14 protein-coding genes and 1 pseudogene are annotated in these 12968 nt (G+C 34.2%); 1 reads left to right on the top strand and 14 read right to left on the bottom strand.

Translation table 11 applies throughout. The features are described 5' to 3' along the window. Nucleotides 1-112 precede the first annotated feature (112 nt). From JFU20_RS28295 to JFU20_RS28270, 6 genes are all read right to left on the bottom strand, one after another. Nucleotides 113-1735, bottom strand: coding sequence for a peptide ABC transporter substrate-binding protein (locus JFU20_RS28295; protein WP_201039170.1), 1623 nt, complete (start codon nucleotides 1733-1735; stop codon nucleotides 113-115). Nucleotides 1736-1755: 20 nt separating this feature from the next. Further along, on the bottom strand, nucleotides 1756-2757 hold the full coding sequence (locus JFU20_RS28290) for a C40 family peptidase (protein WP_002165616.1): 1002 nt from the start codon (nucleotides 2755-2757) through the stop codon (nucleotides 1756-1758). Between the two features lie 39 nt (nucleotides 2758-2796). Beyond that, nucleotides 2797-3858 carry a dipeptide epimerase gene (locus JFU20_RS28285; RefSeq protein WP_176126856.1) on the bottom strand — a complete coding sequence of 354 codons (1062 nt, stop codon included), beginning with the start codon at nucleotides 3856-3858 and terminating at the stop codon, nucleotides 2797-2799. A gap of 104 nt (nucleotides 3859-3962) precedes the next feature. Next, nucleotides 3963-4289, bottom strand: coding sequence for a DUF3870 domain-containing protein (locus JFU20_RS28280; protein WP_002012954.1), 327 nt, complete (start codon nucleotides 4287-4289; stop codon nucleotides 3963-3965). 88 nt (nucleotides 4290-4377) lie between these two features. Further along, the gene (locus tag JFU20_RS28275; RefSeq protein WP_002127780.1) at nucleotides 4378-4653 is read right to left on the bottom strand and encodes a hypothetical protein; all 276 of its coding nucleotides are present in this window, start codon (nucleotides 4651-4653) and stop codon (nucleotides 4378-4380) included. Beyond that, on the bottom strand, nucleotides 4592-4948 hold the full coding sequence (locus tag JFU20_RS28270; RefSeq protein ID WP_002085024.1) for an FtsB family cell division protein: 357 nt from the start codon (nucleotides 4946-4948) through the stop codon (nucleotides 4592-4594). The genes JFU20_RS28275 and JFU20_RS28270 overlap by 62 nt, the downstream gene beginning before the upstream one ends. Nucleotides 4949-5236: 288 nt before the next feature. Between JFU20_RS28270 and JFU20_RS28265 the strand changes: the two genes are divergently transcribed. Beyond that, nucleotides 5237-6163: an aldo/keto reductase gene (locus JFU20_RS28265; RefSeq protein ID WP_002127781.1), complete on the top strand. Its 927-nt coding sequence runs from the start codon at nucleotides 5237-5239 to the stop codon at nucleotides 6161-6163. Nucleotides 6164-6211: 48 nt separating this feature from the next. Here JFU20_RS28265 and JFU20_RS28260 read toward each other — a convergent pair whose 3' ends face one another. From JFU20_RS28260 to JFU20_RS28220, 8 genes and pseudogenes are all read right to left on the bottom strand, one after another. Continuing rightward, nucleotides 6212-6808 carry a DJ-1/PfpI family protein gene (locus tag JFU20_RS28260; RefSeq protein WP_002165614.1) on the bottom strand — a complete coding sequence of 199 codons (597 nt, stop codon included), beginning with the start codon at nucleotides 6806-6808 and terminating at the stop codon, nucleotides 6212-6214. Next, the gene (locus JFU20_RS28255; protein WP_002165613.1) at nucleotides 6805-7296 is read right to left on the bottom strand and encodes an ankyrin repeat domain-containing protein; all 492 of its coding nucleotides are present in this window, start codon (nucleotides 7294-7296) and stop codon (nucleotides 6805-6807) included. The genes JFU20_RS28260 and JFU20_RS28255 overlap by 4 nt, the downstream gene beginning before the upstream one ends. A gap of 385 nt (nucleotides 7297-7681) precedes the next feature. Further along, nucleotides 7682-7912, bottom strand: a complete 231-nt coding sequence (locus JFU20_RS28250; RefSeq protein WP_000789035.1) for a hypothetical protein — start codon at nucleotides 7910-7912, stop codon at nucleotides 7682-7684. A gap of 166 nt (nucleotides 7913-8078) precedes the next feature. Further along, nucleotides 8079-8579 carry an invasion protein gene (locus tag JFU20_RS28245; protein WP_201039169.1) on the bottom strand — a complete coding sequence of 167 codons (501 nt, stop codon included), beginning with the start codon at nucleotides 8577-8579 and terminating at the stop codon, nucleotides 8079-8081. 406 nt (nucleotides 8580-8985) lie between these two features. Next, nucleotides 8986-9249 (bottom strand): hypothetical protein, encoded by a 264-nt coding sequence (locus JFU20_RS28240; RefSeq protein ID WP_002127785.1) that lies wholly within the window; start codon nucleotides 9247-9249, stop codon nucleotides 8986-8988. A 143-nt stretch (nucleotides 9250-9392) separates the two neighbouring features. Then, nucleotides 9393-9954 (bottom strand): annotated as a pseudogene (locus tag JFU20_RS28235) (AAA family ATPase). 112 nt (nucleotides 9955-10066) lie between these two features. Beyond that, a complete protein-coding gene (locus tag JFU20_RS28225; protein ID WP_002165612.1) occupies nucleotides 10067-10828 on the bottom strand; it encodes a class I SAM-dependent methyltransferase in 762 nt (253 codons plus the stop codon). A gap of 228 nt (nucleotides 10829-11056) precedes the next feature. Further along, nucleotides 11057-12853: a Xaa-Pro dipeptidyl-peptidase gene (locus tag JFU20_RS28220; protein WP_201039168.1), complete on the bottom strand. Its 1797-nt coding sequence runs from the start codon at nucleotides 12851-12853 to the stop codon at nucleotides 11057-11059. Nucleotides 12854-12968 lie beyond the last annotated feature (115 nt).

Genomic DNA, 12968 nt, shown 5'->3' with positions numbered 1-12968 from the left:
AGTGCCCCTCCTAATACTGTTTATAGACTAGTAAATTATACCATGAACTATCATTGGCTTTAACTAAGAAAAAACAGACTATCACATACGTGAAGTCTGTTTCTCCATCACTTTATTTTTGTACATCTGCCCATTTTAAACTTGTAGCTGGACCGAATTGATGTACATATAATTCTTTCACATATGGTTTTTGTAAGTAAGAAAGACCGCGCTGGAATACTGGTGCAATTACCGCATCATCAAGGAGCACTTTTTCCGCATCTTGCAGTGCTTTCCAACGAGCTTTTTCATCATTACCTAACTCTGTTTTAATCTTCTTAATTAAAGCGTCGTATTCTGGATTTGCATATCCTGTATTATTTACGGTACTTCCCGAAAGGAAAACTTCTAAGTATGTCATTGGATCTGGATAATCAGGTAACCAACGTGATAACGACATTTCGTATTCTTTTTTCTTCTCTAACGCTAGTTTTTGCGTATGTGGTTGTAATTTTACATTTACTTTTAGCCCTGGTAAGTTTTTCTCAAGCTGTTCTTTAATATATTCTCCTACTTTTTTAAAGTTCTCTAAGTCATAGTTTAATAGCTCTAACGTCACTTCATTTGTGCCTGTCTCTTGCTTCGCCTTTTCCCAATATTCTTTCGCTTGTTTTACATCAGTCTTATTAAACTCACCTGCCGTACTTCTAAAATCTTTCTTATCTGGTCCTTTTAAGAATCCTTTTGGTACGTAGTAGTTCGCCGCAACTGATCCGTCATTTAAAAATGATGTCGCCAAGCCCTTTTTATCAAACACTGTACTTAGCGCAAGACGTGCATTTTTATTTTTAAGAATCGGCACATTTTCATTGAAACGGAAGAAATACATAACCGGATCTGTATATTGTTTCAACTCTTTATTATTTTTATATTTATCTACGAATTCTGTTGAAATGACAGCTCTATCTACCTTATCTGTTTCATATAAATTTACCGCAGTTGAAATTTCTTTAACAATTTGGTAGTTTACTTCATCTAATTTCACTTCTTTTTTATCCCAATATTTATCGTTTTTCTTCATTGTAAAGCTCGCTTCGTGCTTCCACTCTGATAATGTAAACGGCCCATTATATATCGCTTTATTTGCCTCTAACCCGTATTTATCACCTTGCTCCTTCGCATATTTTTCATTAATTGGATAGAAAGATGGTAAAATGAGTAGTTTCGTAAAATACGGTACTGGATGTTCTAACTCAACAACGAACGTTTTATCATCTTTTGCTTTCACACCTAATTCTTCTAAGCCTAATTGTTTCTTATTTATCTTCTCCGCATTTTTCACATCGTACGCGATATATGCATATTGAGAAGCAGTATCCGGATTAATAAGCTGATTCCAAGCGTATACGTAATCTTGTGCTGTTACTGGATCTCCGTTAGACCATTTCGCATCACGCAAGTGGAATGTATATGTTTTTCCATCCTTACTCACTTCATATTTTTGTGCTCCAGCCTCAATCACTTCATCATTTTTCGATAAACGGAATAATCCTTCCATTACATTATTCAAAACGTTAAACGATACCGCATCTGTTACTTTCCCTGAATTTAACGACGGAATTTCACCCGTTTCTAGTAACTGTAATACTTTCTTCTCATCTTTTGGCTTTGTCGTTGTTTTTTCTTTTGCGCAGCCAACTAAAAATGAAGATACAAGTAGAGTACTAACTAATGAGTAGCGAACAACCTTTTTCATATAAAGCCCCCCTATCTTTTTTAAGGTAAGTAACGACGAGCACCAGCGTATTCTTCTATATATCCTGGTGTATTTAGTGGTATAATTTCTACCGATTTTTCAGCTCTTGGTGAGTGAATCATATTTCCATCACCAATATACATAGCAACGTGATGAACACTACCTTTTCCTTGATTATGTGCGAAGAAGATTAAATCCCCTTTTTGTAAATTTTCTTTATCAACTGCAACTCCAGCTTTTGATTGCGGACCAGAATCGCGTGGAATTGTAATACCGTGCGATTTATAAATCGTATGTGTAAATCCAGAGCAATCAAATCCAAAACCACTTGTACCAGCCCATATATACGGTAATCCTAAAAACATTTTTCCGGTGTTTATTAAGTCATCAGCGGTTGGAGTCGGAATATCATTTTGAGAATGGTAAACAGTTCCATCATTTTTCCGTAGCCACGCCTTCTGACCATTTGGCAACAATACGCGGTATGAGATCGTATCTTCACTTAATAGCGGTAAACGCGTATTATAACTGACTTCTAGCGATTTATGTTTTTCAGAAGGGTTAATATATACAATTGCTGTCGGTTTCGTTACTAATACAAAAGCTTCGTTTGTTTTATCTGCAAATTCCTGATTATACGTTAATTGTTTTTCAGGCATCCATCCCGGGTAACCTACTTCGTTTCGCGGTGTTGGCTGACCGTGGACTAACACTTTCACCCAGTCACCTTTCTTATCAACAACCGTTACTTCTTGACCGAGTAGCGCTTGCGTTTCTAATTTATTTGCACTCGTTAACCAAAGCTTCTCATCTAGCGTCATTGATTTCGTCCACTTCCATAAATCAACTGGATTTGTCGCACTCGGTGCATCAATTGGTCGTAATGAATCTGGTGCAGTCCATAACGTTGCAGCAGATACATCTATAAATGCTTTACTATCCTTCTTCTCTTCAGCATTCACCGAAGTAAACGATGAAAATATAAATAAAGTTGTTAAAAATGCAGTTCCTACTTTTTTCATATATATCCCCCTTATAAGATAGTTTACTAGGTACTACTTCTAAGATTGTATATTCACTATAGAATGCAGGTTTACCTTTGGACCAGTGTAAGTCATCCCTTCTGGCTCTTCTACTAACCATAACGGTGCATCAAGATCAAAGTAATGAATATTCGGATGAGCCGCAGCTAAATGGGCAACAGCGCTAACTGAAAGTGAAGATTCCATCATACTTCCGACCATACATTTCACACCTGCTGCTTCCGCAATATCCGCAATTTTCCATGCTTCTCGTATGCCACCGCATTTCATTAATTTAATATTAAGTAGGTCTGCATATCCTCCTTGGACAATCTTTAATGCGTCTCTTGCCGAAAACATACTTTCATCTGCCATAATAGGCGTTTGTACATTGTCCTTCACGTACTTTAATCCTTCCCAATCTTTCGCATGAACTGGTTGTTCTACAAATTCTATATTTAAATTTCTATTCTCCATTTCTCTAATAATAGAAACCGCTTCTTTCGGTTTCCATCCTTGATTTGCATCTAAACGTAACGTCGTATTCTTTGGTACTACATTTCGAATTGCCTCTATGCGTTCTAAATCTAAATGTGCCTCTTTACCCACCTTAATTTTTAATGTTTGGAATCCCTTTTCAATATGCTTTTTCGCTTCTTTTGCCATTAATAAAGGCTCATCAACACTTACTGTAATATCAGTATAAATCTCTTTCTTCCCACCTAACAATGCATATAACGGTATGTTGTGAAATCGACAATATACATCGTATAAAGCCATATCTACCGCCGCTTTCGCACTTGTATTTCCTATACAGCTCATTTGAATGTGTAACAATAACGTTTGAAATTGCAGCACATCTTTATCAACTAATACGGAGCGAATTGGCCCTAATATTGCTTCCTCAATCCCGTTGGCAAAATCACCTGTAATAACCGGTGTTGCTGCAGCAGCTCCTTTTCCAACAATCCCTTCATCTGTATGAATAAACACATCTATACTTTCGATTTCCGTTACAGTGCGAAGCGCAGTTTTAAACGGTGTATGAAGCTTTACATGTCGGCGGTTTACCTTCACATCGGTAATTTTCATTTTGTTCATCCTTTCATTGTTTATAGAGTGATACTTTAATATCCGGGTGGCTTTTCCGTTAATGCGAAACAAAAAAATCCAGCCATAAGAAGATTCTTACGGCTGGATTTTGTCTATGAATGGGTAGACAAAGCAGCGATCTGATTATATTTTTTCTGTGCATCCTTTAGCGCTACAAGTAGCGCCTTTTGAGACGAACCGAAGTACCGATTTTTTATTTCTGTTACTAATGCTGGGTCATTAATATTTTTATGTAGAAATAAATATTTAACAAATTGAGATGTTAATGCAATTGTGGCTGAGCAATCTGCATCTACAATTTCCCCTGTATCCTTCTCAAGTACAAATGCTACAAAATAACTTTTGAACTTTTCGGTAATGGGATTATTTTGAGGTGCTTTCGCATCCCCTACGACGTAAATTGTATTTGAAGCGTACACAGCTATCTTCCTTTCTTATACGAGGATAACGGTTTTCTTAACAGACGTATAAGCTGTTAACTCAACGTTGATTAAAAAATGTATCCGCTTACCTTGTATTATATACAATTGACAGAATTTTAACAATATTTATTTTGACATATATTCCATAATTATGAAAATCTCTTAAAACAATTAAAATTGGCTCAAACTTCTCATTTTTACAATATGTCATTTCTCCTTGTACCATGACATTCACACTACAAACAACTTTTCCCTCATACATCAAAAAACAGTTAGCTATCGCTAACTGTTCCACCACTTCACTTTGGCAATACGAATATTGTTTCGTTTGACTTAGAAAATTGATACTCTTTTCTAGCAAACTTTAAAATCTCTTCTTCATTATCGGTTAAATTCTCAATGTTAGTCTTTAAAGAACCTTGATCTTTCTTTAAAGAAACTAATTGTTTCTTTTGATTTGTTATTGTATTTTTTTTGCCATTAATTACTTCTTGTTGTTTCGTTAAAATATATTGAACGTACAAAGTAGTCGCAGCAATAAAAATGAACATGAAAATAAAACGCCTTAACTTCTTCTTATTTATAGTTCGCTTGTCGTTAGGCTGTGATAGTTGCTCTGGTATATTAGGAACATTGACTCTTTTGAGTTTCCTCATTTTCAAATCCCCCTAACCCATATTTTCTCACTACCATAAGCACGATCTCTTACTAACTTAAATTCTATTCTTATAAAATAACCTCCTTCACAAAAAAATCTCACAAATTAACCAATTAGAGATAGCGTTCGACGACATCTCTGTATTTAAAATGAGAATTTTTATTTATGCTGCTATAAAATAGTATTTTATGTTATTCTTTTTCCCCAATTGTAGAAAACATTTTTACACATATAAATTCTAGTTTTGCATACCGATGTTATAACATGCTTACAAGGAGGAAAAATGATGCACTACCGTACATTAGGTAAAACTGGAATTACTGTTTCTGAAATTGGCTTTGGAGCGTGGGCGATTGGCGGCGATGAATGGGGTCCTGTTAACGACAAACAATCTATAACCGCTATGAAGAAAGCAATTGAATGTGGCGTAAACTTTATTGATACTGCTGATGTATACGGATTAGGACATAGTGAAAGGTTAGTAACTCAAGCGATAAGAGAGCACCGTAATAATATCGTTTTATCAACGAAAGGCGGTTTAATTGGGCATCACTATGATCCAAGTGGAGAGCCTGTTTATAATACTGCAGAAAAAGTGATCGCAGTATTTGAAACTAGCTTACTGCGCCTAGAAACAGATTATATTGATGTTTATTTCTGTCACATTTGGTGGGATAAACAAGAAGAAACAGAAGCATTTTTACGAGCATTTGAAATATTAAAACGGGACGGAAAAGTAAGAGCTGTTGGTGTTTCAACTCACGACATACAATATATAAAACACTTCAATAAAAACAATGAAATTGATGTTGTGCAACTTGATTACAACATATTAAACCGAAAACCAGAAAACGACATACTGCCCTACCTACAGGAGAACAATTTAGGAGCTGTTATACGCGGCCCTTTAAAAATGGGGATATTAACTGGAAAATTTACAAATAAAACAACTTTTCTTGACGGAGATTTACGCAAAGAATGGCCAAAAGAAAAGTGGTTTCAAGAAGATTTACAAAAAGTAGAGAAACTACGATTACTCTCAAATGAAAATCAAACCTTAGGGCAACTTGCACTTCGTTATGTCCTCACTCATCCAGCGGTATCGGTCGCAATTCCTGGCGCAAAAACAGAAAAACAAGCGAAAGAAAATGCAGACTCGTCTATCCGTCCGATTCTTACAGATGAGGAATTAGCGCATATTCAGTCAATATAAAACAAGACCAGCAGCTGGAAATATCCAACTGCTGGTCTTGTTTTACTTTTAATATTTTAAATCTATATCATATTCCATCCTCTTCGCTGTTTCTTCAGCAACCCGAGTACCCAACAAATTTCTCACAATGTGAAATGACATATTAATTCCAGCTGAAATTCCTCCAGACGTAATAATATGCCCCTCATCTACAAACTTTACATTCTCTAATACTTCCACATTCGGAAAATCATTTCTAAAACTTTCAATACTTGCCCAATGTGTTGTCGCTTTGAAGCCATCGAGTAATCCAGCTTTCGCAAGTAAAAGCGCACCGGTACAAACAGAAGTCATTAACTTTACTTCTTTCATTTGCTCGCGGATCCAATTTGTTATTATTTTATTTTTCATTTCGTTTTCTCTAACACCTAACCCACCAGGAATAATTAAAATATCAACTGGAGGCAAGTTTTCGATACTATAGTCCGGTTGTACCTTTAATCCATTTCTCGCTGTAATCATTTCTCCATCTTGACTAACAGTATGAACTGTAAATAGTTGACCTTCAATTGTTGCTGTAACGGAAAAAACTTCAAATGGACCCGCAAAATCTAACACTTCCACTTCATTAAAAAGAAAAATCCCTACATTCCAGTGGCTAATCATAAGCTCACTTCCTCTTGCAAATGATGTAATAGGGATTCATACCCTTTTTCTAAAGCAATATCATATGCGGTTTTCCCATCATTTTTCTTAATCATTTTATTAGCACCATTTTCAAGAAGTAATATAATGATTTCTTCATTTCCTAATAACGCCGCTTCATGAAGTCCTGTCCAGCCACCACTTTGCACAGCATTCACATCTGATCCCTTTTCAATTAAGAAAGCTACAAGCTCGCTTTGCTTATTCGCAATTGCTGCTTGAAGAGGTGTATTTTCATTTTCGTTTTTTGCTCTAATATGTATTTCTGCTCCCTGTTCTAAAAGGAAACTTGCAATTTCTTTCTGCCCAAAATAAGCAGCTAAGTGAAGCGGTGTCCATCCATCTTCACTAAATGAGTTAACAACACTTGGATCCGTATTAATGATTTCTACTGCCTTTTCTTTTTCCCCTCTTATGACTGCTTGTGATATTGATATGATTTGTTCCATAATGAACCTCCATGTATACAAATATTAAGTACCCCTTAATAAATCCCATTAATAATCACATGTTCCTTTCTAAATAATTAAGTTTACATAATAATATTATTTTTATAATTCGCTATCCTAATAAAAAAACAACCGACTCTAATGAGTAGATTGTTTTTGAATTTCATTTTTATATTTGTTAAAAAAAATATCATTTTCACTTACAACTAATAAACATTAATAAAAATGAAATGAAATTATATATTTAGCAGCCATGAACTCTTTACATATTCAAAACCGGCTATTTACTTAAATTAATAGTTTTTTATCACTTGAAAATAAAAATGGAATTTATCCTTACATTTGAAAAATACATATATAGCAAGAATCTATAGCAGTACTCTTATCATACTAATCTATAACAATTCTGCCTTCTTCCCTTACCTGTATCCTTTAAAACATAAGACTTTAAAACGAGTGCTGTTAGTGAATCTGTTAATGTTTTATATGATAAATTTGAAAGAGCTAATAGATCGTTCGTATATAACATTCTATGCTTCTCTAATAATAATAGTACTAATCGTTCTGACGGTTTTAATGTTTCATCACTTTCTAGTATAAAATCTATATTTTTCATATCCCTACTTCTTACTCCTTATATAAAAAAATGATTTTAGTAATTATTTAATATAAAAATACTACACAACAAATTTGAAGATATATCGAAATAACATAACACCAAAACACTTTTATACTATAACATAAAAAAGACATTTCCCCAAATTGAAAATGCCTTTTTATATCTACTTCTCTTTTTTATATAATTGATATGATTGTTCTAGCCCTTTATTATATTTCGTATTATTATCTGTCCATTCTCTCCCTAAGTTTCCTGGCCACCCTGATGTATTAGCAACATATTTAAGCAACTCCCAATCCTGCAGTCCTTTTTTCACACCACGTTCATACGATTTGACCATACTTGAAATTGCTATCGTTGTATTTATACGCGAATCCACTAAACTCTCTTCCGATAATTGCGCTGGTGCTAATCCACCACGATGTAATTGGAATAATCCGAAAGATGTTCCGTTATCCCCTATCGCTTTTCGATCAAATTTTGTTTCATGATCAGCAATAGATAATGGTATCCAATCTGGAATATCATACCTCTTTGCAACTTCACTAATTACTTGTTTATTATTTTTAATCTCTTTCTGCTTTTCATAGTTAATATAAATTACATAACTTAAAGTAACTAACGTAAATAATATGAATATATATTGTAGTGCCTTTTTCATCATTTCATCTCCTGCTTTGTATATGTTTCACTTTCTATATACACTATAAGACTTTTATGTGACATTCATTTGACAAAATGATATTAATTATACATAAGCTGTTACAGTTTTAACTATCAATCTAAAAACTACAATTCTTCTAAAAGACTCCTTCAACACATAAAAACAATCAGCCTTTCATGTATAGTACATGAAAGGCTGATTGTTTTTCACTACACTTTTTTATGTATACAGTATATCCCTGCTATAATAAAACAAAAAAGACCTTTATACGTTAAAGATCTTTTTCATCTTATTTTTGTTACAAAAAACGCCAGAATCTAAAAAAACTTACTTTATGATTTGTATTTTTATATATAAATTAAAGGTTATAAGGCTACCAGCATCTTCTCGATTAACATTTTTCACATTAAATATTTCTTGCAATATGCGGTTTGCTGTAATGACTTGTTCCACCACCACCCACTACTACTTTTCCGCCTTTTTCGAAGATTAACAATTTACTTGAACCATCTGAAAGAAGTACTATTACTTCAGCATGATCACTTGTCGCTACATAGATCACATAACCACTTTTTGAAATACAAGTTTCCCAATGCTTATCAAATTCTGATCTTACAACTCGATTAGAATACACTTGATTTTCAATTCTTCCTGGCTGTTCATTTTCCAATTTTTTCTTACCTCCTTCCAAAGTTGTCATTTATATATAAATGACGGTTTCTCAATAAATTAGTGACCGTCCTTAATATAAATAGTATATGTAGTTAGTAGGAGAATGCTTGGACAATGAAAACGTAACAGCATTTAAGTATTTTACAATCGGAATTTTTCCTTAATCATTACAGCTACTTCTTTAGCACTCAAATGAGTATTATTAATTTTTATGTACTCTTCTTTTTCAATTTCATCATGAAATGAATTTAATCTATGTTTTTTCATCGTTTCTTTTAAATTTTTTTCAGACCATTCAATGTCTCTTTTTTCGGTTTATGCTCTAGTCTATGTGGACTTTTATTTCGCTCTAATCTTTCATCTAATTCTGCCTCGAGCTCTACAAAATATACTGCTGCGCCTTTTGATTCAAAAATACTTACTACATGGTTTATGTAATCCCAATCCGATTGAAGATCAAATGCCCATACATATGTAAAAATCATTCCGTATAAATCACTTTTAGACACTTCTTCAAACAGTTCATTACGAAACAAACTTACTAACCGTTGTGCTTCCGCTTTGTACTGTAATCAAAAAACGAGCTAACAAAATCAATCGTCATATGATTATGAAATAGCTTTAAATCAGTTATTTTTTCTAACTCATGCCCGACCGTCATTTTCCCGACTGCTTGCGGGCCAAATATTAAGATGAATTTCATTTGTTTTCCTCCGATCTTTCTCTATAAACAATGAAATAAAACATATCCTAAAATTGAAAATAAGGCAGTCGATGTTGTGTCGATTGCCTTATTTTCATGAATAGTTCCTATATTATTCCTTTCGTACAGCTTCAAAAGTAATAATTTGTTCTGCATTTGACGGTTGCTTTTCATAAACATAGTCAGCAGAGCAAGTAATGTCAGTGAAACCTATACTTTCTAAAAGGAGTTTAAACTCTTCTATTCCATACCACCGCATTGCAAAACGTTGTAGTTCAGTTTGTACTAACTTTCCTTTACTCCATTTTTCATATTTTAAATATGATACAGTTACTTGGTTAAGCCAATCTATTTCAATTGATTTATTTTCTAATGTAATCCCGTCTCCGCTTGGTAAGGAAAAAGTCGATGTATGAATCTCACCTGTCTTCCAATCATACGGAAGTCCAAGGTCTACAATTAAACGCCCACCTGGATTAAGTTGTTCATAAAAACATTTCAAAGCGTTTATAGAATCATCACGATTTTCAATTAAACAAAAGGATCCGGTAGGAATTATTATCGCCTCATATTTATATGGTAATGAAAATTGTTGTAAGCTTCCTTGGTATAAATTAGGGTTTAAGCCTCTCTCTTTACAACGCTTACGGCAAGAATCTAGCATTTCAGGCGAATAATCTATCCCATCAACTTTAAAGCCAGCTTCAAGAAATGGAATAATGACACGTCCCGATCCTACTGCTGCTTCGAGAATTCTCCCTCTACAACTCTTTAAACGATCTTGATAATATTCAATATCACCATTCAAAGAGTAACCGACAGGTTTTGTGAAATCATATAATTCCGTACAAAGTGTACTATAATAACTAAACATTTATTTTCTCCTCCGTTTTATATGTACGGAAGATTCTAATTTACTTAATCTTTCCGTACCTCAAATTTTAATGAGAATTCGAAAGAGCTGACTGTCATAATTTATCACTCACTTTCCATGTAATATATTTACATTGTATAATATTTCCTCGCGATTGAACATATAAAAGTTGAAAATTCCGATTATAAACAAAGAGCTTACTATAGTAAGCTCTTTATCAAAAACTATTTATTTCACAATCGGCAATGTCACTTCGCTCAATTTCACCGTTAGCTTCGTTCCTGCTTTCGGTCTAATTGTATAATCGTAATCACTTGCGATTAAAACGACCCCCATTTGATGCCCTGCTTTAAATACATAATCATCTGGCTGCATGTCCCATGTAAATGTGTAATCTTTACCAGGTTGAATCGTTGTTGAATTTTCTATACTATTTAAGTTTTGCGGATCCATCCAACCTCTCGTTACAATTTCAGGCCTCGCTCCGCCATAATCAACAAGTAAAGCTGTTAAATTTGAAACAGATCGATCAATATTTCCTGTTATTGAAATTTTAGGCGTACCACTTATTCGCATATCTTTTTGCAGTACAGGCATTGTATATACTAATCGATTCGCTATTTCTAACTCAGGGTTTTCTACTAGTTGATTTGACTTTATTTTAGCATCATCTACTAATGAGAAAACATTGTTTACTGATCCCATACTTAATGGTAGATTGACTGCTTTATTACTTAAATACATACGGACTTTTGATGGTACAGCTGCTGGATCTGGCCAATTTTTTATTTTTTGCCATGATTTATTTTCACGTTGTACATCTACCATCGGTTCATCCATAATTCCATTTTCAATTCCATATAACCAATAATCGAACCATTTATTTTGGGTTTGTTGCCAGTTATTACTTGATGTTCCGCCATGTCCACCTTGATGTAACCACATTTTACGAGGAACATTATTTTTGCCAAGAGCTTCCCACCACTGTGCGAACTGCTTCGTTTTTACATTCCAATCATTTAAACCGTGAACAACAAACACACTAGCCTTCACATTCTTAACATCTTTTACATAGTTACGTTTATCCCAAAAATCATTATAATCGCCTGTTTTACGATCTTGTCCAGCTGTTAGTTCTTTAATAATTTGCCCGCAAACTTCAGGGTTCTTTCTTGTTAGTACTGCTTCTGCCATATTATCTGTATCTTCTCCCTGATATCCACCTGGCGCAATAACCGCCCCATTTGCACGATAATAATCATACCAGCTACTAATCGCTGCGATTGGAATAATTGTTTTTAACCCTTCCACTCCTGTCGTTGCGACAGCATTCGGTAACGTACCATTATAAGAAACTCCTGTCATTCCTACATTTCCCGAAGACCAATTTGCATTTACTTCCTTACCATCCTCTGTATATGCTTTTGCACGCCCATTTACCCAATCAATGACAGACTTCGTCCCTAGTATTTCTTGTTCATCTCCGGTTGTCGGACATCCATCTGATTTTCCAGTTCCGATACTTTCACCTAAAATAACTGCATATCCTCTCGGAACATAATAATTGCCGTATGAACCAAGATTAACTGCCCCATACGGTTTTCCTTCATACGCATACAATTCTTCATCAACATTATAAACAGGAACGTCTTTTAATCCAGATCGATATGGACTCATTTCATAAATAACAGGAACTTTCACATCTGGATTCGTCTTTGGACGCATAACCTTTACTGATACACGATCTTTTTTACCATCTCGATCACTATCAACTTCTGTCTCTACAAATAGATTTTCTACAATGGCTTCATCAAGTGAATAGATTGGTTTCGTCATCCCATTTTCCAATTGAATTTTCGTATTTGGAGTTAAAGCTTCTGAAACTTGTCCATTTAACTTAACATCATTCTCTTTTACGAAGCTCCCTTCCTTATTTTCCGCATGTGCAGTTATACTAGAAATCCCTGAAGTAATTGTTAAAGATACTATAGCTGAAAGTGTAATTGCTAATTTCTTTTTCTTCATACCCTTCCCTCCCCATATGTTCCTTCTCTTACTATACATCAAAAATACAGAAAATTCAGTTTATATTTTATAAAAAGTTGAGAAATTTGTAGAACTATCAAATCTTTTTATATAA

It is taken from the genome of Bacillus sp. TH30, assembly GCF_016650875.1.
Taxonomy (GTDB): Bacteria; Bacillota; Bacilli; order Bacillales; family Bacillaceae_G; genus Bacillus_A; species Bacillus_A mycoides.
This window is presented reverse-complemented; position numbering and strand designations above follow the sequence as displayed.